The organism is Roseibium sp. RP-7 (assembly GCF_053005225.1).
This window is the reverse complement of the sequence record NZ_JBRKQA010000001.1, coordinates 1-25,392: the sequence shown is the minus strand read 5'-3', so window position 1 is coordinate 25,392 and position 25,392 is coordinate 1. Positions and strand designations below refer to the sequence as shown.

Annotated in this window: 23 protein-coding genes and 1 tRNA gene; 10 read left to right on the top strand and 14 right to left on the bottom strand. The window is 60.7% G+C overall.

The annotated features are described in order from the left end of the window. Nucleotides 1–37: 37 nt before the first annotated feature. The 7 genes from ACVDG9_RS00120 to ACVDG9_RS00090 form a co-directional block, all read right to left on the bottom strand. On the bottom strand, nucleotides 38–1,819 hold the full coding sequence (locus tag ACVDG9_RS00120; RefSeq protein ID WP_062491175.1) for an ABC transporter ATP-binding protein: 1,782 nt from the start codon (nucleotides 1,817–1,819) through the stop codon (nucleotides 38–40). A 66-nt stretch (nucleotides 1,820–1,885) separates the two neighbouring features. Further along, a complete protein-coding gene (locus ACVDG9_RS00115) occupies nucleotides 1,886–2,836 on the bottom strand; it encodes an acetamidase/formamidase family protein (RefSeq protein ID WP_022999313.1) in 951 nt (316 codons plus the stop codon). Next, nucleotides 2,826–4,454, bottom strand: coding sequence for an ABC transporter substrate-binding protein (locus ACVDG9_RS00110; RefSeq protein ID WP_447237009.1), 1,629 nt, complete (start codon nucleotides 4,452–4,454; stop codon nucleotides 2,826–2,828). The genes ACVDG9_RS00115 and ACVDG9_RS00110 overlap by 11 nt, the downstream gene beginning before the upstream one ends. 71 nt (nucleotides 4,455–4,525) lie before the next feature. After that, nucleotides 4,526–5,446 (bottom strand): ABC transporter permease, encoded by a 921-nt coding sequence (locus ACVDG9_RS00105; protein WP_055656842.1) that lies wholly within the window; start codon nucleotides 5,444–5,446, stop codon nucleotides 4,526–4,528. Nucleotides 5,447–5,448: 2 nt separating this feature from the next. Continuing rightward, nucleotides 5,449–6,336, bottom strand: a complete 888-nt coding sequence (locus ACVDG9_RS00100; RefSeq protein WP_145903762.1) for an ABC transporter permease — start codon at nucleotides 6,334–6,336, stop codon at nucleotides 5,449–5,451. 4 nt (nucleotides 6,337–6,340) lie between these two features. After that, a complete protein-coding gene (locus tag ACVDG9_RS00095; RefSeq protein ID WP_022999317.1) occupies nucleotides 6,341–6,943 on the bottom strand; it encodes an ANTAR domain-containing response regulator in 603 nt (200 codons plus the stop codon). Then, nucleotides 6,940–8,154, bottom strand: coding sequence for a transporter substrate-binding domain-containing protein (locus ACVDG9_RS00090; RefSeq protein WP_209170169.1), 1,215 nt, complete (start codon nucleotides 8,152–8,154; stop codon nucleotides 6,940–6,942). Before ACVDG9_RS00090 ends, ACVDG9_RS00095 begins: the two co-directional genes overlap by 4 nt. A 159-nt stretch (nucleotides 8,155–8,313) precedes the next feature. Here ACVDG9_RS00090 and ACVDG9_RS00085 point away from each other — a divergent pair, with 159 nt between their 5' ends. From ACVDG9_RS00085 to ACVDG9_RS00050, 8 genes are all read left to right on the top strand, one after another. After that, nucleotides 8,314–8,649: a hypothetical protein gene (locus ACVDG9_RS00085; RefSeq protein ID WP_447237008.1), complete on the top strand. Its 336-nt coding sequence runs from the start codon at nucleotides 8,314–8,316 to the stop codon at nucleotides 8,647–8,649. 186 nt (nucleotides 8,650–8,835) lie between these two features. After that, on the top strand, nucleotides 8,836–9,552 hold the full coding sequence (locus ACVDG9_RS00080) for a FadR/GntR family transcriptional regulator (RefSeq protein WP_447237007.1): 717 nt from the start codon (nucleotides 8,836–8,838) through the stop codon (nucleotides 9,550–9,552). Beyond that, entirely contained in the window at nucleotides 9,542–10,537 is a 996-nt protein-coding gene (locus ACVDG9_RS00075) for an ABC transporter ATP-binding protein (RefSeq protein ID WP_447237006.1), read from the top strand. Before ACVDG9_RS00080 ends, ACVDG9_RS00075 begins: the two co-directional genes overlap by 11 nt. Beyond that, nucleotides 10,534–11,634, top strand: a complete 1,101-nt coding sequence (locus ACVDG9_RS00070; protein WP_447237005.1) for an ABC transporter ATP-binding protein — start codon at nucleotides 10,534–10,536, stop codon at nucleotides 11,632–11,634. The genes ACVDG9_RS00075 and ACVDG9_RS00070 overlap by 4 nt, the downstream gene beginning before the upstream one ends. Before the next feature lie 28 nt (nucleotides 11,635–11,662). Continuing rightward, a complete protein-coding gene (locus tag ACVDG9_RS00065; RefSeq protein ID WP_075284667.1) occupies nucleotides 11,663–13,168 on the top strand; it encodes an ABC transporter substrate-binding protein in 1,506 nt (501 codons plus the stop codon). Nucleotides 13,169–13,227: 59 nt separating this feature from the next. Further along, on the top strand, nucleotides 13,228–14,175 hold the full coding sequence (locus ACVDG9_RS00060) for an ABC transporter permease (RefSeq protein ID WP_075284666.1): 948 nt from the start codon (nucleotides 13,228–13,230) through the stop codon (nucleotides 14,173–14,175). Nucleotides 14,176–14,180: 5 nt separating this feature from the next. Beyond that, nucleotides 14,181–15,050, top strand: coding sequence for an ABC transporter permease (locus ACVDG9_RS00055; protein WP_075284669.1), 870 nt, complete (start codon nucleotides 14,181–14,183; stop codon nucleotides 15,048–15,050). A gap of 30 nt (nucleotides 15,051–15,080) precedes the next feature. Further along, nucleotides 15,081–16,868: a gamma-glutamyltransferase family protein gene (locus ACVDG9_RS00050; protein ID WP_447237004.1), complete on the top strand. Its 1,788-nt coding sequence runs from the start codon at nucleotides 15,081–15,083 to the stop codon at nucleotides 16,866–16,868. A 52-nt stretch (nucleotides 16,869–16,920) separates the two neighbouring features. On the opposite strand, the gene ACVDG9_RS00045 is transcribed toward ACVDG9_RS00050, so the two are convergent. The 5 genes from ACVDG9_RS00045 to ACVDG9_RS00025 form a co-directional block, all read right to left on the bottom strand. Next, complete coding sequence (locus tag ACVDG9_RS00045; RefSeq protein ID WP_447237003.1) at nucleotides 16,921–18,033, bottom strand: DmpA family aminopeptidase; 1,113 nt, start codon at nucleotides 18,031–18,033, stop codon at nucleotides 16,921–16,923. Next, nucleotides 18,030–18,860, bottom strand: a complete 831-nt coding sequence (locus ACVDG9_RS00040) for an ABC transporter permease (RefSeq protein WP_447237002.1) — start codon at nucleotides 18,858–18,860, stop codon at nucleotides 18,030–18,032. The genes ACVDG9_RS00045 and ACVDG9_RS00040 overlap by 4 nt, the downstream gene beginning before the upstream one ends. Further along, on the bottom strand, nucleotides 18,857–19,792 hold the full coding sequence (locus tag ACVDG9_RS00035; RefSeq protein WP_447237001.1) for an ABC transporter permease: 936 nt from the start codon (nucleotides 19,790–19,792) through the stop codon (nucleotides 18,857–18,859). The genes ACVDG9_RS00040 and ACVDG9_RS00035 overlap by 4 nt, the downstream gene beginning before the upstream one ends. Then, nucleotides 19,789–20,907 (bottom strand): ABC transporter ATP-binding protein, encoded by a 1,119-nt coding sequence (locus ACVDG9_RS00030; RefSeq protein ID WP_447237000.1) that lies wholly within the window; start codon nucleotides 20,905–20,907, stop codon nucleotides 19,789–19,791. The genes ACVDG9_RS00035 and ACVDG9_RS00030 overlap by 4 nt, the downstream gene beginning before the upstream one ends. 79 nt (nucleotides 20,908–20,986) lie before the next feature. Continuing rightward, nucleotides 20,987–22,033: an ABC transporter substrate-binding protein gene (locus tag ACVDG9_RS00025; protein ID WP_077291277.1), complete on the bottom strand. Its 1,047-nt coding sequence runs from the start codon at nucleotides 22,031–22,033 to the stop codon at nucleotides 20,987–20,989. A gap of 115 nt (nucleotides 22,034–22,148) precedes the next feature. Between ACVDG9_RS00025 and ACVDG9_RS00020 the strand changes: the two genes are divergently transcribed. Next, nucleotides 22,149–23,018 (top strand): MurR/RpiR family transcriptional regulator, encoded by an 870-nt coding sequence (locus ACVDG9_RS00020; protein WP_075284660.1) that lies wholly within the window; start codon nucleotides 22,149–22,151, stop codon nucleotides 23,016–23,018. Between the two features lie 7 nt (nucleotides 23,019–23,025). Here the strand turns inward: ACVDG9_RS00020 and relB are convergent, their stop codons facing one another. Beyond that, on the bottom strand, nucleotides 23,026–23,601 hold the full coding sequence (gene relB / locus ACVDG9_RS00015) for a type II toxin-antitoxin system RelB family anti-toxin (RefSeq protein ID WP_022999333.1): 576 nt from the start codon (nucleotides 23,599–23,601) through the stop codon (nucleotides 23,026–23,028). A 116-nt stretch (nucleotides 23,602–23,717) separates the two neighbouring features. Here relB and aptA point away from each other — a divergent pair, with 116 nt between their 5' ends. After that, nucleotides 23,718–25,058, top strand: coding sequence for an omega-aminotransferase AptA (gene aptA, locus ACVDG9_RS00010; RefSeq protein WP_447236999.1), 1,341 nt, complete (start codon nucleotides 23,718–23,720; stop codon nucleotides 25,056–25,058). Between the two features lie 208 nt (nucleotides 25,059–25,266). On the opposite strand, the gene ACVDG9_RS00005 is transcribed toward aptA, so the two are convergent. Continuing rightward, a tRNA-Met gene (locus tag ACVDG9_RS00005) sits at nucleotides 25,267–25,343 on the bottom strand. Nucleotides 25,344–25,392: the final 49 nt, after the last annotated feature.

The window sequence follows — 25,392 nt, the reverse complement described above, 5'->3', positions numbered from 1 at the left end:
TAAAGCGCCGCCAGCCCCACGCTCGGTTCCTACGGCTTCAGGCGACAGCCACCAGATGCCGGTCGCCGACATCATGGTAACGGACCCGCTCGACCGATTGCCCAAGCGGCAGCACCGGTGATGGGATTTCGCCCGTCGGAACATCGAAAACGGTGCGCCGGCGCTTGGGATCGGGGATCGGCACGGCCTTCAACAGTCGCTTGGTATAGTCGTGCTGCGGGTTTTCGAACACCTGACGGCGTGTTCCCATCTCCACGATCTGGCCGAGATACATGACCGCGATCCGATGCGAGACCTGCTCGACAACCGCCATGTCGTGGGAAATGAACAGGTACGAGAGGCCGAGATCCTCCTGCAGTTCCTGCAGAAGATCCAGAACACGGGCCTGCACCGAAACATCGAGCGCCGAGACGCTTTCATCCGCGACAATGACCTTGGGCGAAAGCGCCAGTGCGCGGGCAATACAGATGCGCTGGCGCTGTCCACCGGAGAATTCGTGGGGATGCCGGGTGATCACATCGGCCGGAAGGCCGACCCGGTCGAACAGCGATGCCACCTTGTCCTTCAGGTCCTTGCCCCGCGCCAGACCGTGGATCACCAGTGGTTCGCCGACGATTTCGCCGACGGTCATGCGTGGGTCGAGGGAGGCATAGGGATCCTGAAAGATCATCTGCATGTCGCGCCTGCGGCGCTGCTGTTCCTGTGCGCTGCCGATGCCGACATGCTGGCCGGCGACCCGGATGCTCCCTTCCCAGGGCACCAGGTTCATGAGCGCCTTGCCGATGGTGGACTTGCCGCAGCCGCTTTCTCCGACGAGGCCAAGGGTTTCCCCGGGTGCCAGCGTGAAAGAAACGCCTTCGACCGCATGAACACGGGATGTCACCCGATTGAGCAGGCCGCCATGCAGGTCGAAGCGGACGACAAGGTCTTCCACCTCGAGGACCGGTGCTTCGGGCTGGTCCTTTTTCCGGGCCGCACTGTCGACACCGGTCATGGCGCCAAGCTTGGGTACGGCCTCCAGAAGGTGCCGTGTGTAACTGTCCGCCGGACGTTCGAACACGTCTGACGCCGTGCCGCTTTCCACGATGTTGCCGTGGTTCATGACGATCACCCGGTCGGCCATTTCGGCAACGACGCCCATGTCGTGGGTGATCATGATTACCGCCGTGCCGAAATCGCGCTGCAAGTCGCGGATCAGCTGCAGGATCTGTGCCTGGATCGTCACGTCGAGCGCCGTCGTCGGCTCATCGGCAATCAGCACCTTCGGATTGCAGGCCAGCGCCATGGCGATCATTACCCGCTGGCGCATGCCGCCGGAAAGCTCGTGCGGATATTGTTTCAGCCGCCGTGCCGGCTCCGACAGACGTACCGATTCCAGCATTGCCAGCGCGCGCTTGTTGGCTTCACTACCCGAGACATCCTGATGCGCCAGGATCGCCTCACGCAACTGTCGGCCAACCGTCAGCACGGGATTGAGCGAGGTCATCGGCTCCTGGAAGATCATGGCAATGTCGCCGCCGCGAATGCGGCGCATGGCGTCCTCGGGAAGCTTGATCAGATCCTTGCCCTGAAACAGCACCTCACCACCGGAGACCCGGGCCATCGGCTCCGGCAGAAGTCCCATGATGGAAAGAGCCGTGATCGACTTTCCGGATCCGGATTCGCCCGCGATACAAAGGGTTTCACCGCGCTTCAGGTCAAACGACAGGCCCTTGACCACGGTCTTGCGGCCGGAAGGCGTCGCGACGTCCGTGCGCAGATCTCTTACGGAAAGAACGACGTCTTCGGCAACGGCTACATGGTCTGACTGGCTGGACATCCGGACGCCCTGGTCTTTCTTGAACTCTGGAAAACGGGCGGCGGCGGTGACCGCCGCCCGGCTGCGTTACTGAAGCACGACTTTCGGGAAGTAGAACGAGACCACCCAGTTGGGCATGTCCACGATTTCCGAAATCCGGAGATCGCCGCAGACCGAACACAGCATGTAGGCATCGACCGCGCTGTAGCCGTGACGGGCACACAGGAGGTCGATCATGTTGGAAACGGCTGCCTGGGCGCCTTCGAAGAGATCGCTGCCGATACCGGTGGTGACTTCGTAGCCCATCTCGTCGAGATGGCGGGTCACCGGGCCCGGGGTTTCGAACCGTGGCATCTTGAGATTGGCACCCTTGATCAGGTCCAGCTCGACCACCGTGTTCATCGGGCTTTCGATAGCGGTTCCGCAGACCTCGCCATCACCCTGCGCCGCGTGGGTGTCGCCGATGGAGAACAGGGCTCCGGCAACTTCCACCGGCAGGTAGAGCGTTGTTCCGGCGGCAAGGTCGCGGATATCAAGATTGCCACCGACCCGCCGGGGCGGAACGATGGAATGAAGACCTGCTTCCGCCGGAGCGACACCGATGGTACCGGCAAACGGCTTCAACGGCACCTTGCCAAACGGGGCAAACGCCGAGGTTCCCAGCTTGTCCTTGTCATAGGACCAGATATGCAGGGCCGGATCCTTGAACTGGTCTGCCAGCAAACCGAAACCCGGAATGTTGGCGGTCCAGCCGAAGCCGGAAGGTTTGAACTCGTGGATCTTGACCACCAGCGCATCGCCCGGCTCGGCCCCATCCACATAGATGGGGCCATTGACCGGATTGATCTTGCCGAAATCCAGCGTCGAAACATCCGCGACAGTGCTTTCAGGCGTGAGCTGCCCGGCCGAACTGTCGAGACATTCGAATTCCAGCACCGTGCCCGGTGCCACCGTTTCGGCCGGGGCATTGGAGTTGTCCCAACCGAAGTGGTGCTGTGCCGCGTGGATCGTGTAAGCGGCCTTGCAGTTACTGCACATCTTTCGCCCAAACGTAGTCGTAGTTGACAGGAATGTGGACCGGATCGACGAAGATGGCGTCGGGGCCACCCAGCCGCTCGGACCGCATCGTGAAACGCTGCTCGTGGAACACCGGCGCCCAGGCAGCGTCGTCCATCACCGAGATGAAGATCTTGCGCCAGGCTTCCTCACGCTCGACCTTCTTCGCCGGGTCGGTGATACTGTCGGCAGCAGTGGCCTGCTTGTCCAGCTCCTCGTTGCAGTACCAGGACCAGTTCCACCCGCCCTTGACCGCGCCGGCACAGCCCAGGATCGGGCCATAGAAGTTGGACGGATCCGGGAAGTCGGCGATCCAGGCCATGCCGCCGGACCAGATCATCGGTGCCTGGTCGGGCTCGCCGCCTGCCGCGATCACGTTGGCCTGGGCCAGTGCCTTGATTTCAGCCTTGATGCCGATTTCGGCAAGGTCGGCCTGGATGGACTGGGCAATGCGCGGGTTCGGGTCGGTGTTGTAGACATAGAGTTCGGTTTCGAACCCGTCAGCCAGACCGGCCTCGGCCAGAAGCGCCTTGGCGGCTTCCGGGTCATAAGCATATCCGGTGTACTCGTTGTCATAGCCCGGCATGGTGGGCGGCAGCGGCTGGTTTGCCGGGACTGCGCGGCCATTGATGATGCGCACGACGCGATCCTTGTTGATCGCCATGTTGACGGCCTTGCGCACCTCCAGCTTGTCGAAGGGCGGCATCTTCACGTTCATGGTGACATAGCCGGTATGCAGCTGGCCACCTTCGATGATCAGGTCCTTGTATTGCGGGTCCTTGGTCACTTCCAGGAACTTCGCCGGGGGAATGCCATCGCCCGGAATATCGGCTTCGCCGCGCTGCAGACGCAGAAGCGCAACCACCGGCTCCTGGCCGACTTCAAAGGTGATTTCGTCCAGCTTGGGCACGCCTGCGCGCCAGTAGTCCTCGTTGCGCTTGAACACCAGGCGCTGGCCGAGCGTCCATTCTTCCAGCGAGAACGCACCGGTGCCGACCGGGTGCTTTCCGAAGTCGGCGCCAAATTCCTCCACGGCCTCTTTCGGCACGATGGACGAGAAGTTGATGGCCATCACGTGCAGGAAGGTCGCATCCGGACGGGACAGTTCGATCTTGACCGTATAGGGATCGACGACGGTGACACCTTCCAGGCTGGTGGCATCGCCGGCAGCCACGGCATCAAAGCCCTTGATGGAGCCGAAGAAACCGGCACCGGGGCTCTGGGTAGCCGGATTGGTGACACGGTCGAGAGAATATTTGACGTCTTCCGCGGTCATCTCGCGGCCGTTGTGGAACTTCACACCTTCGCGCAGCTTGAAGGTGAAGACCGTGCCGTCATCGGAAATCGTGTAGTCCTCGGCCAGGTCCGTCATCAGGTTGGTGGTGCCGGGTTCATAGTCCATCAGGCCGTCGAACAGGCTCTTGATCATCGACCAGTTCTGCCAGTCGTAGCCAATTGCCGGATCAAGCGTCGAGACGTCGTCCTTGTAGGTGACGATCATCGATCCGCCCTGCTTGATGTCGTCCGCCAGAGCGGATGCCGATGTCAGGGCGGTGGCGGCGAGAAGGGCGGCAGCCCCTGCCAATACTGTCTTCTTCATAGTCCAACCTCCGGTTCTTACGGTGATATGCCGGGCCGCTCTGAAGGCGGTTTTCCGGCGGTTGCCGCGCGTCAGCGCAGCTTGATCCTCGGATCAATCAGGGGTGCAATCAGGTCGGCGAGGAAATTGCCGAGCACGATCGCGAATGCGGACACGAGCGTGACGCCCATGATGATGGGAATGTCGACACGCTGGATGGCCTGCCAGGCGAGCTGGCCGATGCCCGGCCAGCCGAACACGCTTTCAACCACCACGATGCCGCTCATGAAAAGACCGATATCGATTCCGATCATGGCGATGATCGGCAGCAAGGCGTTGGGAAGGGCGTGGCCGAACAGGACCTGCCAGCGTTTCAGACCTTTGGCGCGCGCCGTGCGGATGAAGTCCTGGCGCAGCACGTCGATCATGGACGAGCGCATCATGCGCGAGTACCAGCCGGCGCCCAGGAACCCGAGGGTCAACGACGGCAGCACCATGTGCATGAAGGTGCCGTAACCGCCGATGGGGAACCAGCCGAGCTGCACCGAAAAGACGTAGAGCAGCAGGATGCCGATCACGAACTGAGGCGAGGAAACCCCGACGAAGGAAAGGACCATGAGGCTCGTATCTGTCGCCGTGTTCCGGCGCAGGGCTGCGACGAGCCCCATGGTAAGTCCTATCGCCAGTTCGCAGACGATGGCGCCGACCATGAGAAGGAGCGTTGCCGGCAGACGCGACCAGATGAGCGCGCCCACTTCCGTCTTCTGCAGGTAGGAGCGGCCGAGATCGCCCTGCAGCAGCCCGGTCAGATAACGGAAGTACTGCTGGTAAAACGGCAGGTTAAGACCAAGCTGCTCGCGAATGTTCTCGACCGTCTGCGCGGTGGCGCTGCGGCCGGCGATCTGGCGGGCCGGATCGGCCGGGATCAGATAGAGCAGGACGAAGGTCAGGAAGGTGATGCCGATGAGGATCAGCACGGACTGGAACACCCGGCGCAGAATATAACCACCCATGATCAGTGCCTCCCCTTCTGTGTCGGGTCGAGCACCTCACGCAAGGCGTCGCCCAGAAGGTTGAAGCCCAGCGCCAGCGCGATGATGGCGATACCCGGGAAGAACACCAGCCAGGGCGCCGAGGTGAAATAGGTCTGGTTTTCGTAGATGATGTTGCCCCAGGAAGGGGTCGGCGGCTGTACGCCGATGCCGAGATAGCTGAGTGTTGCCTCCAGCAGCACTGTCGTCGAGATGCCCAGCGTGCCGAAGACGACGATGGTCGACAGAAGATGCGGCAGGATGTGGCGGAATAGTATCCGGAAAAGGCCTGCGCCCATGGCCCGTTCGGCCAGGATGAATTCACGCTCCGACAGCGACCTGGTTTCGGTATAGACGACACGCGCCATCTGCACCCAGTTGACCATGGCGATCACCATGGCAACGATCCAGAGCGATGGTCTGAACAGGGCCGCCAGCGTGATGGCAAGCAGCAGCGCCGGGAAGGCCATCATCAGATCGGTGAAGCGCATCAGCACCGTTTCCACCCAGCCACGGAAAAAACCGGCGAGGATGCCGACAAAGGCACCGACCGCAACGGCGATCCCGTTGGCGACAACCCCGATGATGAGCGACGTCTGCGCGCCGTAGATCAGACGTGACAGGAGATCGCGCCCGAGCAGATCCGTGCCCAGCCAGAAGGTTTCGCCCGGAGGCAAAGGCGCGCCCTCCAGGGTCAGCCCTTCGAAGAACTGTTCCGCCGGGTCGAAAGGCGCGACAAAGGGAGCAAAGACGGCGGCCCCGACGATTACGCCGACCAGGACCAGGGCAAAGACGGCGAGTTTCCTTTCCAGGAGACGGCGCCAGACGCCTTTGGGGGTTTCGGGGGCGGCGGTTTTCACGGTGTCTGGCATCGCTTCAGGCTTCACGTCGGCCGGCATTCTGCCCTCCTGAACGCGCCAGCAGATCAAGCGCAACGTCTTCCATGGTTTGCCGGCTCGCCATCGCCATGTCCTGAAGAAGTTTGTAGGCGGTATCGGCGTCGCTGCCCTGGTGCTGCATCAGAAGCAGGATGGCCTCGGCCACCTGAGGCCGACAGGCAAGGCGGGCTTCCAGTTTCGCGATCCTTTCCTCCGATGCGCGGCGCATGGCAAAGGTTCGCGTGGCAACGACAAGCGCACCGTAAACACCGCTGGAGGCGATGGGCTTGCTCAGATGGGCAATGGCACCGCGCCGGATGGCCCATTCGACCCGCCCGGGGGCCTCGCTGCCCATCAGCGCGATCATCGGCATCGGGTGTTCCTCAACCGGCCAGGGGAACTGGGCATCATGACCGGCGTCGGCGTCGAAGATCACCAGATCGGCTTGCCTTGCTTCCTCGGGAAGTTCCGGCCAGGCGGTCGACACCGCAATGCCGAGACGGTCGAGCTGGCGGCAGACGGCATCCCTGTCGGAATGCGGCTTGTGCAGCACAGTCGCGGACCAACCGCGAAAACTCGGTGTGCGGAACAGGCTGCTCATGATGACACCAGCCTCAGTCTCGGCGAATTGCCGTTGTCCGGTACCGGTGTATCACCAGATGTACCGGCGTTGCTTTCCAGCGGGTCATAGTGAACCAGATAGGGATCCGGCGCCAATGGGCCGGACGTCTTTTCGATGATGCGGAACCGGGAGCGGATGCGCTCGGGCCCGGTGGTTTCCACCACCGCGATCAACGGCTGCAGGTAAGCGTGCTGCGTTTGCGGATCGATCCGGATGTCGCGCAACGGCGTCCGGTGCGGCCGGCGGCACAATTCCGCCAGGACATGATCCGGTGCATCCGAACCACAGGCCTCGATAGCGCGGGCGAGCAGCCAGACGGCCTCATAGGGTCCGACAAACATGGATGAAATCGACGCATCCGGGCCGCGCAGGCCCTCCAGCCGGCTCAGGAAATCCTCGTTTTCCGGCGTGTCCAGCGTTTCGAAGTATGTCGAGGTGGACACAAGACCCTCGGCGGCAGCCCCCAGGATCGGCAGCTCGGCTTCCGTCAGATTGCAACTGAGGATCGGGCAGCGGTTCGGCGCAAAGGCGGGATCTTCCTTCGCAAGCCTCTTCATGGCGCGCAGGAAGGCGTAGCTGCTTTCGCCGATCAGGTTGTTGAAGATGAAGTCCGGCCGTTTTTCCCGGATTTCAACGATCAGATGGTCGATGTTCTCGTCGCCAATGGCGACATAACGCTCGCCCAGAACTTCGCCGTCACACCCGGCCAGAAGTTCGCGGGCGATGCGGTTGGTTTCCCAGCCCCAGATGTAGTTGGACCCGAGAAGGAAAGCGCGGCGGCCGGATTCCGGAACGATGTGGCGGAAAAGCGGAACCACGCCCTGGTTCGGGCAAGCGCCTGTGTAGACCACACGATCGTGGCTTTCGAAGCCCTCATAGGGCGTGGTGTACCAGAGCAGCCCGCGGCCACGCTCCATCACCGGCAAGACTTCCTTGCGGGAGGAGGAGGTCTGGGTGCCGATGATGTGCCGGCAGCCGGCCTCCCGCATCATCCTGTCCGCTTCCACGGCGTAGTTTTCGGCAGAGCCCTTCGGGTCACCATCCACGCGCAGGAAACGGAAATCGAACAGGCCGGAAGCGTTGATTTCATCGATGGCGATCCGGGCACCCCAATAGCCTTCCTGCCCGATCGCGGCATAGGAACCGGATTTCGAAAACAGAACGCCAACAGGTATTTCACCAAAGGCCATGTATTACCCTGCCCTTCAGCCGAACGATGCAAACCGCGGGGGCTGAACATAAAAAAACCCCGACCCGCAGGTGGTCACCTGCGACAGATCGGGGCGCAATTGCCATGCGGCTGAACGATTGCCGCTATTTCGATATCAGGATCGCCGAAGAAAAAAATCTTGTCAATCGCCGCAAAGCTCAAAGATCAGCCACGCATAAAATTTCGCCACAAGCGACGACGGCGACAAACGGTTCCTATGAACCAATTTCAGGAGTTTCGCCAACCGGGAGCCAGAGCATCAAAAATCACTCTTTTTCTTGAAAAGAATGACAAATTCTCTCCCAAACCAAGCAACAATCAACCCCATGAGGAAGGGGATGCAATACAAAGTTTCGCCTCAGGAGATAACCTGACGAAAATAGCGGAACCGATTAAAATTTGTTCCCCAGCACAAATTTCAGGCAAGCACCTCGCAAAGCCTTTTCCAAAAGGTGTTCACTTCAGGCCTCACTGATATTTTTCTTTATATTATACAGTTATTTACACAATGAATGACTGAAGCCCTGCCTTTAAATTCCAGAACTCTCAAGCCCGGTCCGAAACTCGTATCGGGCACATCTTGGCAAAATGCACTACTTGCACAGCTAAAAATATCGCGCCAATAATGCGACCAATTCAAATTGGTTCGAATTGGTATGGCATGAGCGGCACCGACAAACCTTCGCAGCGCAACTCCAGCATGGCCTTGGAACGACTTCGGATCATCGTGGACCAGCTCACGGCTGAGGGCGAGGAACAGCTTCCCACCGAGCGTGAATTGTCCGAAACCATCGGTGTCGGCCGCAGGGCCGTACGCCGGGCGCTGGAAGTGCTTGAAACCGAAGGCAAGATCTGGCGCAGGCAGGGAGCGGGAACCTTCATCGGCAGCGAACCTGCACAGCCGGAAAAGCAGATCCTGTCGCTGCACGAAAACTCCAACATGCTCGAGGTCATGGAAGTCCGGCTGCAGATCGAGCCGGTGCTGGCCCGGCTGGCCGCGCTGCGCGCCGCGCCTTCCGATATTGCCGCCATGAGCGACCTTGCGGACCGCGTCGGCAAGGCCGAGGACATGGACAGCCGCGAACTCTGGGACAGCGCCCTGCACCGGGCCATTGCACGCGCAGCACGCAACACGTTGTTCCTGGCACTTTTCGACGTTGTGGACCGGGTCCGGCAGGACACCGCCTGGCGCCATGTGCGCGAAGCCTTGAGAACCGACGATGCCCTGACGCTGTACCGGGCTCAGCATGTCGACATCATCGCGGCCATTGCCAACCGGGACCCAATCGCCGCGGAAAAGACCATGCGCACCCACCTGCTGGCGCTGCAGGAGCGTCTCCTTTTCCAGAGTGCAAGCGAGGCGGCAAATGCCGACTGAGGCCCCCGTTCTTGAGGTTCAGGACCTCTCGCTCCGTTTCAAGGGTGCCCCGGCAAACATCGTCGATGGGCTGTCCTTTGCCGTCCGTCCGGGCGAAACCCTGTGCATCGTCGGAGAAAGCGGCTGCGGCAAGTCGGTGACCGCCTTGTCGCTGATGGGCCTGCTGCCCCGAGGTGTTGCCAGGGTCATGTCCGGCACGGCAACTTTCGCGGGGCAGGACCTTCTGGCCCTGCCAGAGCGCGCGCTCGCCGACCTGCGCGGCGACCGTATTTCCATGATCTTCCAGGAGCCGATGACCTCGCTCAATCCGTCTTACAGGATTGGCGACCAGATATCGGAAATCGTGCTGCGGCATCGCCCGGTGAACCGTGTGCAGGCCCGCGCAAGGGCACTGGAAATGCTGGAGCGGGTCAAGATTCCGGCCGCGTCCAGCCGGCTGGACGATTACCCGCATGAGCTTTCCGGCGGTATGCGTCAGCGCGTCATGATTGCCATGGCACTTGCCAACGACCCGGTTCTGCTGATCGCCGACGAGCCGACCACCGCGCTGGACGTGACCATCCAGGCGCAGATCATCGACCTGATCGAAGACCTGCAGAAGGAAAGCGGAACGGCGCTGATCATGATCACGCATGATCTGGGCGTCGTCGCCGAAATCGCCGACCGCGTCTGTGTGATGTACGCGGGGCGCGCGGTGGAGGAAGGCCCGGTCGCCGCAATTTTCGACGATCCGCAACACCCCTACACCATCGGCCTGATGAGCTCCGTGCCGTCGGTCGGGCCCCGGTCCGGCAGGCTGGCAACCATTGGCGGCATGGTGCCTGCCATCGACAACATGCCGTCCGGGTGCCGGTTCACACCGCGCTGCCCCTTTTCCGGAACCGGTTGCAAAACAACGCCGGCACTTGTCGAACTTGGCCCATCTCACCGGGCCGCCTGCCATTACGCCCCCTTGGAAAGCGCATTTGCGGAGGCTGCCGGATGAGCCTGCCAACCCGGGACAAGATCATCGAGACGCGCGCCGTCACCAAGCGTTTCGGCGGCCGCAAGAGCCTTTTCAAACCGGCAACCTCGGTCAGTGCCGTCAACGGTGTATCGCTGACCATCAAACGTGGAGAAACCTTCTCCATCGTTGGAGAAAGCGGCTGCGGAAAATCCACGCTGGCACGTCTTCTCGTCCGCCTGCTGACACCGTCGGACGGTGCGGTTCTTTACGACGGCAACGACATTTCCGCCCTGTCCGAACAGGAAATGCGCCGGTTGCGGAAAGATCTGCAGTTCGTGTTCCAGGACCCGTTTTCCTCTCTCAATCCGCGCATGACCGTCGGCGCGCTGATCGAGGAACCGATGAAGGTTCACACGGCGCTGACCCGTACCGAAAGGCGGCAGAAGGTCGCCGAGCTTCTGAACAAGGTCGGCCTGCGTCCAGCCTTTGCCAACCGCTATCCGCACGAGTTTTCCGGCGGTCAGCGCCAGCGCATCGGCATAGCCCGGGCGCTCGCCAGCGGTCCCAAGGTGATCGTCGGCGATGAACCCGTTTCGGCACTGGATGTTTCGGTGCAGGCCCAGGTCATCAATCTTCTGGAAGACCTGAAGTCGGAATTCGACCTGACGCTGGTCCTGATCGCCCACGATCTGGCGGTCATCCGCCACATGAGCGACCGGGTGGCTGTCATGTACCTGGGCGAAATCGTCGAGTTGGCGCCGAACGACGCGCTCTTCGACAAGCCGTTGCATCCCTATACCCAGGCCCTGATGCGCGCGATCCCGATTGCCTCACCCCATGGCCGGTCGATGAAGGCCGCTCTCCTGGGCGACGTGCCCTCGCCGCTGGATCCGCCTTCAGGCTGCCGTTTCCATCCGCGTTGTCCGCACGCGACCGACCTTTGCAGCCGGGAGAAACCGGTGCCCGCCAATGTTGCCGGTGACCGGACCGTCGCCTGTCACCACTGGGAAAAGATTGCAGACGATGCCCAGCCCCCGGTTCAGGAACCGCCAAGGAGCCCCAATGCGGAAAAGCGCTTCGCGCTGTTCCGGACCCGAAGTCAACAAAAAGAGCCGACGACGGCCGCAAGACCATAAATCGAGCCCTTCCGAGAGGAGTACAAACATGCGTAAGGATTTCCTTGCCGCGCTGCTGCTCAGCGCAACGACCCTGGCCACGGCCGCCCAAGCCGCCGATCTTCGTATCGGCCTGCAGGACGATGCCGATGTGCTGGATCCCGATCAGTCCCGGACCTTTGTCGGCCGTATCGTCTACACCTCGCTGTGCGACAAGCTGGTGGACATCACCCCGGATCTGGAAATCATCCCGCAGCTGGCCACCGGCTGGACCTGGTCTGACGACGGCAAGGTTCTGACCATGGACCTGCGCGAAGGCGTGACCTTCCACGACGGCACGCCCTTTGACGCGGAAGCGGTGAAGGCCAACATCGAGCGCTCGAAGACCCTTCCGGAAAGCCGCCGCAAGAGTGAAGTCAAGTCCATCGAAGGCGTGGAAGTTTCCGGCCCGCTGCAAGTCAAGATCAGCCTCGCCTCGCCGGATGCAACGCTGCTGGCCCAGTTTGCCGACCGCGCCGGCATGATGGTTTCCCCGACCGCCGCAGAAGCCGCCGGGGCCGACTTCGGCAACAACCCGGTCTGTTCCGGCCCGTTCAAGTTCGTTGAACGCGTCCAGCAGGACCGCATTGTTCTGTCCAAGTTCGACGACTACTGGAACAAGGATGCCATCAACTTCGACACCGTCACGTTCCTGCCGATCCCCGATACAACCGTGCGTCTCGCCAACCTGCGCTCCGGCGATATCGACATGCTTGAACGCCTTGCTGCAACCGACGTCGCCTCGGTAAAGGGCGATGCCAACCTCGGCTTCGCGGAAGCCGTCAGCCTTGGCTACCAGGGCATCACGGTGAACCTCAACAACGGCGAGAAGGGTGACAACCCGTTCGGCAACGAGCCGAAGATCCGCCAGGCCTTCAGCCTTTCGCTCGACCGTGACGCGATCAACCAGGTTGTCTTCGAAGGCGCCTTTGCACCCGGCAACCAGCCGTTCCCGCCGACCAGCCCCTGGTACGACAAGGACTATCCGGTTCCGGCACGGGATGTCGAAAAGGCAAAGGCCCTGCTGAAGGAAGCCGGTTATGACAGCCTCGACGTCGAAGTGCAGGTGGCCAACAACCCCGTGCAGACGCAGATGATGCAGGTTGTTCAGTCGATGGCGGCGGAAGCCGGTTTCAACGTCAAACTGAAGTCGATGGAATTCGCCAGCCTGCTGGCGGACCAGTCCGCGGGCAACTACCAGGCAAGCCAGGTGGGCTGGTCGGGTCGTGTCGATCCGGATGGCAACATCCACCAGTTCATGACCTGCAAGGGCGGGATCAACGATTCCAAGGTCTGCATTCCGGAAGTCGACAAGCTGCTGGACGAGGCGCGGCAGAGCAATGACACCGCCACGCGCAAGGCCAAGTATGACGCGGCACGGGATATCCTGATCAACGAATTGCCGATCGTCTATCTCTACCACCCGACCTGGATCTGGGCCCTGTCCGGCAAGCTGGAAGGCTTCACCGCCTATCCTGACGGCATGATCCGCCTCGAGAACGTCAAGTTCAAATAACCAGACGCATGACGGGACCCGGCTCTTGCCGGGTCTCGATCCAAACGGATTTTGCCTGAATGCTGTCCTACATCGTACGCCGGCTGCTCATCGCCATCCCGACGCTCATTCTGGTCTCGGTCTTCGTGTTCGTGCTGCAGAAACTGCTGCCCGGCGACCCGGCGCTCGTGCTTGCCGGCGAAGAACGCGATCCTGAAGTGCTGGCGTTCATCCGCGAGAAATACCGGCTCAACGACCCGATCCTCTACCAGTATTTTTCCTGGATGAAGGCCATGCTGCAGGGCGATCTCGGCATTTCGCTGCGGACCAACCAGCCGGTGACGCAGCTTATTGCCGACAAGCTGCCGGTCACGATCCAGCTCGCGGTGATGGCGATGGTCATCGCCTTCGCCATAGGCATTCCGGCCGGCATCCTGTCCGCGGTGCGTAAGGGAACCGCCGTGGACTACATCGCCAATTTCGTGGCGCTGTCCGGCCTTTCCATCCCGAATTTCTGGCTCGGCATCATGCTGATCATGCTGGTTTCCGTTCACCTGGGCTGGCTGCCGGCCTCCGGCTATGAATCGCCCTTCGTCGATCCGCTGAAATCACTCCAGACCATGATCATGCCAGCCTTCGTGCTGGGCACGGCACTGGCGGCCACGTTGATGCGGCACACCCGCTCTGCCATGCTGGGTGTCCTGAAGGCCGACTATGTCCGCACCGCCCGTGCCAAAGGTCTTCGAGAGAACGTGGTCATCCTGAAACACGCGTTCCGCAACGCGCTTCTGCCCATCGTCACCCTGAGTGCCCTGCTCTTTGGCGAATTGCTGGCAGGAGCAGTGCTTACGGAACAGATCTTCACCATTCCGGGCTTCGGCAAGCTGATCGTCGATGCGGTCTTCACTCGCGATTATGCCGTCGTCCAGGGGATCGTCATGTGCACGGCTGCCGGCTTCATCCTGATGAACCTGATTGCCGATGTTCTCTACTTCCTTCTCAACCCGCGCATGAGGAGCAGCCTGTGAGCGCCGTGACCACCGCCGCAGATCCGGCCGAGGAAACCATCCGCCTCGAAAGCCGCGCCTGGAAAAAGCTGAAGGCGAACAAGAGCGCGCTGTTCGGTTTCATCATCGTCGCCTTTTTCATCGGCATAGCGGTTGCCGCGCCGCTGCTGCCCATTGCGGACCCGGCCGCAACCAGCTGGAGCGCCGTGCGCAAGGCGCCATCCGCCGCCCACTGGCTCGGCACCGACGAGATCGGCCGGGATATCCTCTCGCGCATGATCTGGGGCGCGCAGGCCTCGCTGATGGCGGGCGTCGTGTCCGTGCTGATCGCCGTGCTGATCGGCGTGCCCTTTGGTCTTCTGTCGGGCTATTTCGGTGGCTGGATCGACCAGGCGATCTCACGGGTCACCGATGCGCTTCTGGCAACGCCCTTTCTCATTCTGGCAATTGCGCTTGCCGCGTTCCTGGGGCCGAGCCTCAGCAACGCCATGATCGCCATCGGCCTGTCGGCCATGCCGATCTTCGTGCGCCTGACACGCGGCCAGGTGCTGTCGGTCAAGACAGAGGACTATGTCGAAGGGGCCCGGGCCATCGGGCTCAGCCATTTCGCGATCATGTCCCGCTACATCCTGCCCAACGTGTTTGCTCCGGTTCTGGTCCAGGCGACCCTGACAGTCGCCACCGCGATCATTGCCGAAGCGAGCCTTTCTTTCCTCGGCCTCGGCCAGCAACCTCCCGCACCGAGCTGGGGTTCCATGCTGAACGTTGCCAAGAACTTCATGACCCAGGCGCCCTGGATGGCCTGGTGGCCGGGTGCGGCGATCTTCCTGGTCGTTCTCGGTTTCAACCTGCTTGGCGATGGCCTGCGCGACGCTCTCGACCCGCGCGAAAGCTGACCCGTTTTTTTTAAACCCAAAGAGTAACTCATGCCGACTTTCACCACCCGCCCCGAAATCACCGGCACCTTCGGTGTCGTCACTTCCACCCACTGGATCGCAAGCGCCGTCGGCATGAGCATCCTGGAAAAAGGCGGCAATGCCTTTGACGCCGCCGTTGCGACCGGGCTTGTGCTGCAGGTTCTGGAGCCGCATCTGAACGGCCCTGCCGGCGATTTGCCGGTGATCTTCCACAAGGGCGGAACCGGCGAAACCAAGGTCGTTTGCGGCCAGGGACCTGCCCCGGCGGGAGCCACCATCGACCATTACAAGGCGGAGGGGCTGGATCTCATTCCGGGCAACGGCCTGCTGTCGACCGTCATTCCGGGTGCCTTCGACGGCTGGATGCTGATGCTGCGCGACCACGGCACCTTGAGCCTGCGCGATGTGCTGGAGCCTGCGATCTATTACGCTGAAAACGGCCAGCCCATGTTGCCGGGTGCAGCGGCGACCATCGGCGGGCTGAAGGACTTCTTCCAGACAGAATGGCCGACGTCCTTCGAGGCCTGGGTGCCTGGCGGAAACGTGCCGGAAGCCGGCGAGATGTTCAAGAACCCGGTTCTGGCCCAGACCTGGACCCGGCTCTTGAGCGAAGCGGAAAGCCAATCCGGCCGCGAGAAGCAGATCGACGCGGCACGGGACTGTTTCTACCGCGGCTTCATTGCCGAGGAGATAGCGGCCTTCCTGGAAACCGCCGAGGTGATGGATGGTTCGGGCGCCAAGCACAAGGGTGTGCTGACCGCCGACGATCTGGCGACCTGGAGTGCGACTTACGAAGATCCGCTCCTGAGCGACTATCACGACTGGACCGTTGCCAAGACCGGCCCATGGGGACAGGGGCCTGTGCTCCTGCAAGCGCTGGCGCTCCTGAAAGGCTTCGACATCGGCGCAATGGACCCGGCTGGTGCCGACTTCGTCCACCATGTGACCGAAGCCATGAAGCTCGCCTATGCAGACCGCGAGGTCTATTACGGCGATCCGGCCTTTGTTGACGTTCCGATGAGCACGCTGCTGTCGGACGACTACAACGATGCGCGGCGCAAACTGATTTCCGACACCGCTTCCTTCGACCTACGCCCTGGCGTTCTGCCGGGCTTCGAAGACCAGGTGGCTGCCAACATGGCCGTGATCGAGCGCGCAGGCATTGCCAACACGGGTCTTTACGAACCGACGATGGCGCATCTTTCCGAGCGGCGGGGCGACACGGTTCATCTCGACATCATCGACCGCTGGGGCAACATGGTTGCCGCGACCCCGTCCGGCGGCTGGCTGCAATCCTCTCCGATCATTCCCGCGCTCGGCTTCTGCCTGAATTCCCGCGCGCAGATGTTCTGGCTGGAAGACGGCCTGCCGACCAGCCTGGCGCCCGGCAAACGCCCGCGCACCACGCTGACGCCGAGCCTGGCCTTCCATGAAGGGCGACCGGCGATGGTGTTCGGCACACCAGGCGGCGACCAGCAGGACCAGTGGCAGCTCTCCCTGTTCCTGCGGCTGGTGCATCACAGCCTCAACCTGCAGGAAGCCATCGATCTGCCGCTGTTCCACACGACCCATTTCCCGACGTCGTTCCACCCGCGCCAGCGTCAGCCGGGGCACGTGATGGCGGAAGGCAATTTCAGCTCCGAGACAATCAATCTGCTGCGGGCCCGCGGGCATTCGGTGGAAGTTTCCGGCAACTGGACCATTGGCCGGCTGACCGCCGCCAAGCGCAGCGCTGACGGCGTCCTGAAGGCAGCGGCGACCCCGCGCCTGATGCAGGCCTACGCGGTCGGTCGATAGACGGCACCACAGCCCCGCCGATCTCTTGCACCTATCGGCGCCGGCGGGGCTTTCAAACCCGTGCGAAGAGCTCTCTGAGGGCTTCGGCGTCGATCGCCCGGCAAACCGCACCTGCGGGCCTTGCGGTTGGCGTGTCTTCGGCCGCCAGCATGGCGTTGAGGACAGCTTCCTCGATTGCCTCCACTGCAGCCATGTAGACCGGATCGAGCAGATCGTCGTTCAGCGACACCATGGATTTCCACGGCCCGCTGAGCTGCGGCAGATCCATTTCATTGGCCGTGCTGAAAGCAAGGAAAATGTCGCCGGAGCTGTTGCCGCCCGGCGTTCCGCCCCGGCCAATGCCGATGGTCGCGCGGCGGGCCAGACGGTCGAGCTGGGAAGGCAGCAGCGGCAGATCCGTTGCGATGATCACGATGATAGAGCCACGCTCCGCCTTGAAGCCAGGCAACCGGTTTTCCATCATCTTTTCCCCGACGGCCTGTCCCAGCACCTTGAACCATGGCCGAAGACCGTGGTTCGCCTGCACAAGAACCCCGACCGTGTGGGGCTTGCCACCTGCTTCGATACGCCGTGAGGCGGTGCCCGTTCCTCCCTTGAACTCGTAGCAGATCATGCCGGCACCACCGCCGACATTGCCTTCGGCAGGCGGATTGGATGTCGCGTTTTCGAGGGCTTTTGCCGCGTGTTCCGGCCGTACATGCAGGCCATTGATGTCGTTCAGGACACCGTCATATGTTTCCGCGACAACCGGCATCGCCCAAAGGTGGTTGTTCTCCCAGGCATCGCGATAGGTATCGACCATCCAGCGTACGGCGGCCTCGTGCGCAGCGCCTACGCTGTGCGTATTGGTGATCAGGATCGGGCCGGTGAAATAGCCCGCGTCCTTGACCCAGTGACTGCCGGTCATTTCACCGTTGCCGTTGAGCGAATGCAGCCCCGCCCACACCGGACGCGGTGTCGATGTCCGCCCCCTGGGCAGGATTGCCGTGACGCCGGTCTGCACGGGAAGACCGTTGCTCGCGAGCGCAGGTGTCAGCCTCGAGGAAAGCGTTTCATAGCCGACAAGCACCCCTTCGACATCGGTAATCGCGTTTTGCGGACCCGGAGTGCCCGGCATGGGAAGTCCCAGGTCGCGGGCACGTTTGGAGTTATGTTTCTGCGTCATTTCTTGCGGGACCGCATGTAGAGGCCAACGGATGCGATGATGAACGAAAACACCAGCATGACCGTGGCAATTGCATTGATTTCCGGTTTGATGCCCCTGCGCAGCATCCCGTAGATGTGAACAGGCAGGGTCGTGGAATCGACGCCGGAGATGAAATAGGTGATCACCAGATCATCCATCGAGATGATGAAGGCGAGCATCGCACCGCCGATGACACCCGGTGCGATCAGCGGCAGGGTCACCCGCCGGAATGTCCTCCAGCCATCGGCCCCCAGATCCGCCGATGCCTCTTCCAGGCTGTCGTCCATATCCGCGATGCGGGCGCTGACCACGATGAACACGTAACTGCTGAGGAACGTGCAGTGGCCGATGATGATCGTGTGCAGGCCAAGACCGAAGCCGAAGGACACGAAGAAGATCAACAGTGCGATGCCGAGGATGATGTCGGGCATGATCATCGGCATGAACAGAAGGGCCCGGTAGAAATTCTTGAGGCGGAACCGGAAGCGGGCGACCGCCAACGCAACCGACGTTCCGAGCACCGTCGACACCGCCGTCGTGATAAGGGCTACCGTCAGGCTGTTCAGGACCGCGTTATAGAGCTGATCGGTTGATTCCACATAAAGCGTCAGCTCGTTCAGTTCCGTCGGGAAGCCGAAGATCGTGCGGTACCAGTCGAAGGTAAACCCCTGCCAGATCATCATGTTGACCGGGTTGGAGTTGAACGAGAACGCCGTGATCAACAGGATCGGCACGTAGATGAAGACCAGAAACAGCCATCCGTAGACCGACAGGAACAGGTTTCGCCAGGAAATCTTGCGCCTCATGCCGCAACCTCCTCTGCCACCTTCGATCCGCCGGAGCGCCGCTCTTCACGGGTAACAATGCGGATGTAGTAGAGAAGCAGGACCAGGACGGCGGCCATCACCATCATTCCGAGCGCCGCTCCGAAGGGCCAGTTGCGCGCCGACAGGAATTGCTGCTCGATCAGATTGCCGATCATGACCACCTTTGCCCCGCCGAGAAGCGACGGCACGATGAAATTCCCGAGGCTCGGGATGAAAACGATGATTGAGCCACCGACGATGCCCGGTAGGGTCATCGGCAGGATCACGCGAAAGAACGTCTGAAGCCGGTTGGCACCCAGGTCCTGCGAGGCTTCAATCAGGCTGTGGTCCAGCTTTTCGATGCTGGCATAGAGCGGCAGGAACATGAACGGCACGAACACATAGACCATGCCGATGACCACCGCCGTGCCTGTGAAGATGATTTCCAGCGGCTCATCGATCAGTCCGAGGCCCATCAGCGCCTGATTGAAGAAACCGGTCGGCCGCAGGATCAGGACCCACGCGAACAGACGCACGATCAGGCTGATGAAGAAAGGCAGCGTGATCAGGAAGATGACCAGGTTTTTCATCCTGTCCGACATCCGCGACACCCAGAAAGCGACCGGGTAACAGAGGATGAGGCTGAGCAAGACAGTGGTTGCCGCCAGCTTCACCGACCGCAGAAAGATCTCGATATAGACCGGGTCGAAGCGCTCGTACTTGGTGTCGGCCCAGCCCAGGATGCGGCCGTAGTTCAGGTGAAAGAATTTCCATTCAACGCCGCCATAAAGACCCGGTGTGAGCCAGGAATAGACGATCATGATGGTGAGCGGCCCGAGGAAGAAGATCGTAAGAAAGGCGGACGGTGGCAGCAAGAGGCCAAACAGCGTCAGCTTTCTCCTGTTTTCCAGTGTGTTGTGCCCCCTGCTCATGCCGGAGCTCCATTTCCCGGAATGAGGTGCACGGCATCATGCGGCACGAACAGCGAAGTCCGTTCGCCGATGGTGTGATGCGACGTGCCAGGTCCCGCCCGAAGCGATGCCCTGACCGGCGGCAGCCCCTGGCAAGAAAGGACAAGACGGTAATCGGTTCCGGCGAAAAAGCTCTCGCTGACGGTGCCCGAGATTTCGTGTCCCGCCCGCTCGCCAGAACCGCTTTGCCCCAGGTCCGCCAGAAGGTTTTCCGGCCGGATCAACACCTTAGCCGGATCACCTCGCTTCAGGCCGTTTACCGGACAATCGCGTATGACGGTACCATCGGTCAGAACGACGTCGCAACGCGCACCGGCAACCGAAACCACTGTCGCGTCCAGGAGGTTGCTTTCGCCGATGAAGCGAGCAACGAATTCGTTCGCTGGACGTCGGTAGAGCTCTTCAGGCGCATCCAGTTGCTGGATGTTGCCGCCGTTCAGCACCGCGATCCGGTCCGACATCACCAGCGCTTCTTCCTGATCGTGGGTGACGAAGATGAACGAGATGCCAAGTTCGTGCTGCAGGGTCTTCAGCTCCTGCTGCATCTTGTGGCGCAGGTTCTTGTCCAGCGCCGACAGGGGTTCGTCCAGCAGAAGAATTTTTGGCCGCGCCACAAGCGAGCGGGCAAGGGCCACTCGCTGTTGCTGCCCACCGGAAAGCTGGCCGATCTTGCGCGCGCCCATTCCGGCAAGGCCGACAAGCTCAAGCATGCTGCCGACACGCTGTCTGATTTCCGCTTTCGCGACGCCTCTAACCTCGAGGCTGTAGGCAACGTTCCGTTGCACCGACAGGTGCGGGAACAGCGCATATCTTTGAAAGACGGTGTTGACCGGTCGTTTGTGTGCCGGCTGATCCGATACCGGTTGGCCGTCTATGTAGATCTCGCCACCGTCGAGATCCTCAAACCCGCTGACCGCCCTCAGCAAGGTGGTCTTGCCGCAGCCCGACGGGCCAAGCAGCGTCAGAAACTCGTTGTGAGCCACTGTCAGGGACACGTTGTCCAGTGCCCGGATGACGCCACCTTCCGGAGCCTGAAAGCTCTTGGAGGCGCTTTCGATCCTCAAAATTCCTTGCATTCTACCCCCTCGGAACGTCAGGCGACATGCGCGGCCCGTGGCCGCGCAGTCTGGTCGTGACGGTCGTCCGCATCCGCACTCATTGTGCCGTTTTGATGCGCGTCCATTCACTGTTGTAAAGCTGAAGGTCGCGGCCGAGGTCCACGAAGATCTGCAGCTTTTCCATCACGTCCTGAGGCGGGTAGATGCTTTCGTTGTTGGCAATTTCCGGCGGCAGGAGCTCCCGGGCCGGCAGGTTCGGGGTGCCATTCAGCTGCTGCTGTACGTTCAGCGCGGAAATTTCCGGCTGAAGATAGAATTGCAGGAACTTCTTTGCGTTGTCCTTGTTCGGTGCGCTGGCCAGGACGCAGATATCCTCCTGGTACATGGTCGCGCCTTCCTCCGGGATGACGTAGGCGAGCACGTCCGGAGCCTGCTGCACGAAAATGTTCGCGCCGACATACCAGTGTGCCGCCGCCACATCGCCGGACTGGACCAGCGGAATGCTGTCGTAGGTAAAGGCGGTGACGTTCTTCTTGCGCTCCAGAATGTAATCTGCCGCAGCCTTGATCTCGGCTTCATCAGTGGAATTGACCGACGTGCCGTTCATGATGTGACCAATGCCGATGGTCTCGCGCAGATCGTCGAGAAGGATGATCTTCTCGCCCTTGTCAGCCAGGGCGAAGAAATCCTTCCAGCCGGTCATTTCGGCCACTTTCTGCTTGTTGTAGGCGATGCCGACTGTGCCCCAGGCATACGGCAGACAGTATTCCGCGTCCGGATCTGTCTTCGCGCGGATGAACTGCGGGTCGATGTTCTTGAAAGCCGGATCGCTGCCGATGCCGGTCTTTTCCAGCAAACCAAGCTGGAACATGATGTCGTGCATATGGACCGACGGGAACACGATATCGTAACCGGTGGCGCCGGCCTGGATCTTCGCAAGCATTTCCTCGTTGGAGCCATAGGTGTCCAGGTTCACCTTGATCCCCGTCTCCTCGGTAAATCTGGTCAGAACCTGCGGATTTATGTAGTCGCCCCAATTGTAGAGATTCAGTTCTTCCTCGGCCTGCGCAGCACTGGCAACAGCCACCAGTGCCGCTGCGCCAAGTGTTGCCTTGGCAACTCTCTTCAGCGTGTTGTTAGTCATGGAACCCTCTGGTTTGCTGCCACGTTTCTGGGAGGTGAACGGGCTTGCGTCCAAAAGGAGATTGAATTATGACATTTCTGTCAAATGTTATTTTTCTGTCATTTTGGGAACTGAAATGGAAGCCGGCTTCTCCTCCTTCCCTCAGGCGAAATTCGATGAATTCATCAAACGCTTGCAGGATGAAACACCCAAACTCCCCAAGCAGGAGGCCCGGCTTGCGCAGTTTGTCAGCCTGAATATTTCATCTCTCGGACTGGAAACCGGAAAATCTCTCGCGGAAAAGGCGGGGGTTTCAGAGGTCACCGTCGGAAGGTTGCTGCGCCGGCTCGGATGCGACGGCATGAAAGGGCTGAAGCAGCTGCTGCGCGAACATTATTCGGTCACCACGGCCTCCTTCGTCACCGACGGGGACATCCCTTTGCGGTTCGTCGAGACGCTGGAAGCCGAGGTCCAGGGACTGACCAACGTCTTCAACCAGACGCAAGGCGATAACTGGGAAGAGGTCATCCGACTGGTTTCGGCTTCCGAGACGATTTACGCCACGGGATTTCAGTCGATCCGGGGAACAGTGGAGGATTTCGCCCGCCGGATGGCGCTCGCGCGAAAGAATGTCCATTTCCTGTCCGCCCATGACGGCATGCTGGGCGAGTGGCTTGATCACGGTCCGGAAACGGCCGCCACAACATGCCTTATCCTGGTGGACGTCGTGCCCTATGCATCGGAATCGCTGAAGCTCGCCCGGCTGGCAAAGAGCCAGGGCCGATCAGTGATTGTGGTTTCGGACGAATATTGCCACTGGAGTAGGGAGATCGCCGATGCCGCCGTCTATGCGCCTTCCAGAACGGGCCTCTTTCTGGAATCGACAATCGGGATCGTTGCCGCGCTCAGCCTGATGGTCGACATTGCAGCCAGGGCCAACGAGACGACTTCGAGCCACCGTCTGGTACAATGGAAGGCGAATTCGAAGAAGCTCGGACTGTTCTAGCGTAGGGTCAGAACGTCGGCGGCGTACAGGCGCTGACAACGACACAGCGGCCGTTTCGCAGTGCCTTGAACCTGTGTGGGATCGAGCTCTTGAAGAGGTAGGCATCTCCAGGTCCGAGGACCTTTCTCTGCTCGCCGACGGTAACTTCAAGCCGTCCCTCAATGACGATACCGGCTTCCTCGCCCTCGTGGCTGAGCATGACCCGCCCTGTATCCGCACCCGCTTCATAAACTTCGTAAAGCATCTGCAGCTCGTGTCCGAAGAGGCTGTTGCCGACTTGCCTGTAAGAAATGTTGCCCTTGCCGATTTCGGTCAGCTCATCGACGCCGAAAAACACCTGCTCCTGCCGCTCCGGCTCATAGGCGAAAAACTCGGAAAGACCGATCGGTATACCGTCCAGAACACGTTTCAGCGCGCTCAGGGAGGTGTTGATCTTGGCCGCTTCCAGCTGAGAGATGAAACCGTTGGTGACACCGGCCCGTTTGGCCAATTCCCGCTGTGAATAGCCATGCGCTTCCCGGATCGCCCGCAGGCGCAATCCGACGTCGCGTGAGAAGTCATCGGTGTTTAGTGTGTTTATCATCCTAAACAGTTTCCCATTCAAAATGCGTCTTTTCAATACCTTGATGTCTGCAAGAAACAGACTATTCGGCTTGTCAAAATCAGTGCTTTCTAGTGCGACCGACCGAGGAGGCACACATGAACATCGTCAACAACAACACAGATATTCGATCCAACCAGCCGCTTGACGCTTACTGGATGCCGTTTACCGCGAACCGTCAGTTCAAGCAGTCTCCACGCATGCTGGTCTCGGCCAAGGGCATGCATTACCGCAGCGACGACGGCCGCAGCATTCTCGACGGCACTGCGGGCCTCTGGTGCTGCAATGCCGGACACGGTTATGAAGAGATCACCAATGCGGTCGCCCGGCAGCTGTCCGAACTGGACTACGCGCCCTCCTTCCAGATGGGCCATCCGATTGCCTTCGAATTTGCAGAACGTCTGAAGTCGGTTGCGCCGGAAGGCTTCAACCATGTCTTCTTTACCGGATCCGGGTCTGAATCCGTCGACACGGCCCTGAAGATGGCGCTCGCCTATCACCGCGCCAGGGGAGACGCTTCCCGAACCCGGTTGATCGGTCGCGAACGCGGTTATCACGGTGTCGGCTTCGGCGGAATTTCCGTTGGCGGCATCGTCAACAACCGCCGCCATTTCGGGTCGCTCCTGACCGGTGTCGATCACTTGCCGCACACCCATGCTCCCGAACACAACAGCTTCAGCAAGGGCCAGCCGGAGTGGGGCGCACATCTAGCCGACGATCTGGAACGGATCGTCGCGCTACATGGGGCGGAGACAATCGCGGCCGTTATCGTCGAACCGGTCGCCGGTTCCACCGGTGTCCTGATCCCGCCCAAGGGATATCTGGAACGACTGCGTGCGATCTGCGACCGTCACGGTATCCTGTTGATATTCGATGAGGTCATCACCGGTTTCGGACGCCTTGGCGCCCCTTTCGCATCCGATTTCTTCGGCGTGAAACCGGATCTCTTTACCACTGCCAAGGGTCTTACCAACGGCGTCATTCCGATGGGAGCGGTCTTCGCGCAAGACGCGATCTATGAAGCCTTCATGGATGGTCCGGCCGAAACAATCGAACTCTTCCACGGCTATACCTATTCCGGTCACCCGGTTGCCTGCGCCGCCGGCCTTGCCACGCTCGATATCTACGAAAAACATAAGCTTCTGACCCGTGGTTCGGAGATTTCAAACGCCTGGGAAGACCGTATCCATACGCTCAAGAGCGCCAAACACGTCAAGGACATCCGCACTGTTGGCGTCATTGCCGGCATTGAACTCAACTCCCGCGAGGACGCGCCCGGAAAACGTGCTTACGAGGTTTTCGTCAAGTGCTTCGAGGCGGGCTTGCTGATCCGCGTGACTGGCGACATCATCGCCCTTTCGCCTCCATTGATTGTAGAAGAAGGCATGATTGACGAGATGGTGGAAACACTGGGACAGGTTCTCTCCGAAACGGCCTAGGTTTCCGTTCTTTCGCCCGGCCCTGTCATAATGGCACAAAAAACCCCGGTCAGTTTTTCTGCCGGGGTTATTTGTTTGTTTCGGTATGTGGCTTTGGGCGTTTTGTGGCCTTCGGCGTCGGGCATAGCGCTTTTTGTGGGGGCGCTGGTCAGTTTAAAATCTGTATCCGTTACCAACAAAAAACCCGGCGCGAGGCCGGGTTATTTGTTGGTTGCGGGAGCAGGATTTGAACCTGCGACCTTCAGGTTATGAGCCTGACGAGCTACCGGGCTGCTCCATCCCGCGTTGTTTTTTTGTTTGTCCTTGGCGCGCTGCGCGTTTGGTCCAAGTGGGT

Excerpts from the sequence above, each read along its gene's own strand:
- ACVDG9_RS00040 (WP_447237002.1), bottom strand. The coding sequence starts at position 18,860 with ATGAGGCGCAAGATTTCCTGGCGAAACCTGTTCCTGTCGGTCTACGGA.
- ACVDG9_RS00080 (WP_447237007.1), top strand. The coding sequence starts at position 8,836 with ATGAGCGGCACCGACAAACCTTCGCAGCGCAACTCCAGCATGGCCTTG.
- ACVDG9_RS00110 (WP_447237009.1), bottom strand. The coding sequence starts at position 4,454 with ATGAAGAAGACAGTATTGGCAGGGGCTGCCGCCCTTCTCGCCGCCACC.
- ACVDG9_RS00095 (WP_022999317.1), bottom strand. The coding sequence starts at position 6,943 with ATGAGCAGCCTGTTCCGCACACCGAGTTTTCGCGGTTGGTCCGCGACT.
- ACVDG9_RS00060 (WP_075284666.1), top strand. The coding sequence starts at position 13,228 with ATGCTGTCCTACATCGTACGCCGGCTGCTCATCGCCATCCCGACGCTC.
- ACVDG9_RS00030 (WP_447237000.1), bottom strand. The coding sequence starts at position 20,907 with ATGCAAGGAATTTTGAGGATCGAAAGCGCCTCCAAGAGCTTTCAGGCT.
- ACVDG9_RS00020 (WP_075284660.1), top strand. The coding sequence starts at position 22,149 with ATGGAAGCCGGCTTCTCCTCCTTCCCTCAGGCGAAATTCGATGAATTC.
- relB (WP_022999333.1), bottom strand. The coding sequence starts at position 23,601 with ATGATAAACACACTAAACACCGATGACTTCTCACGCGACGTCGGATTG.
- aptA (WP_447236999.1), top strand. The coding sequence starts at position 23,718 with ATGAACATCGTCAACAACAACACAGATATTCGATCCAACCAGCCGCTT.
- ACVDG9_RS00120 (WP_062491175.1), bottom strand. The coding sequence starts at position 1,819 with ATGTCCAGCCAGTCAGACCATGTAGCCGTTGCCGAAGACGTCGTTCTT.
- ACVDG9_RS00065 (WP_075284667.1), top strand. The coding sequence starts at position 11,663 with ATGCGTAAGGATTTCCTTGCCGCGCTGCTGCTCAGCGCAACGACCCTG.
- ACVDG9_RS00050 (WP_447237004.1), top strand. The coding sequence starts at position 15,081 with ATGCCGACTTTCACCACCCGCCCCGAAATCACCGGCACCTTCGGTGTC.
- ACVDG9_RS00105 (WP_055656842.1), bottom strand. The coding sequence starts at position 5,446 with ATGGGTGGTTATATTCTGCGCCGGGTGTTCCAGTCCGTGCTGATCCTC.
- ACVDG9_RS00070 (WP_447237005.1), top strand. The coding sequence starts at position 10,534 with ATGAGCCTGCCAACCCGGGACAAGATCATCGAGACGCGCGCCGTCACC.
- ACVDG9_RS00115 (WP_022999313.1), bottom strand. The coding sequence starts at position 2,836 with ATGTGCAGTAACTGCAAGGCCGCTTACACGATCCACGCGGCACAGCAC.
- ACVDG9_RS00090 (WP_209170169.1), bottom strand. The coding sequence starts at position 8,154 with ATGGCCTTTGGTGAAATACCTGTTGGCGTTCTGTTTTCGAAATCCGGT.
- ACVDG9_RS00025 (WP_077291277.1), bottom strand. The coding sequence starts at position 22,033 with ATGACTAACAACACGCTGAAGAGAGTTGCCAAGGCAACACTTGGCGCA.
- ACVDG9_RS00075 (WP_447237006.1), top strand. The coding sequence starts at position 9,542 with ATGCCGACTGAGGCCCCCGTTCTTGAGGTTCAGGACCTCTCGCTCCGT.
- ACVDG9_RS00035 (WP_447237001.1), bottom strand. The coding sequence starts at position 19,792 with ATGAGCAGGGGGCACAACACACTGGAAAACAGGAGAAAGCTGACGCTG.
- ACVDG9_RS00100 (WP_145903762.1), bottom strand. The coding sequence starts at position 6,336 with ATGCCAGACACCGTGAAAACCGCCGCCCCCGAAACCCCCAAAGGCGTC.
- ACVDG9_RS00045 (WP_447237003.1), bottom strand. The coding sequence starts at position 18,033 with ATGACGCAGAAACATAACTCCAAACGTGCCCGCGACCTGGGACTTCCC.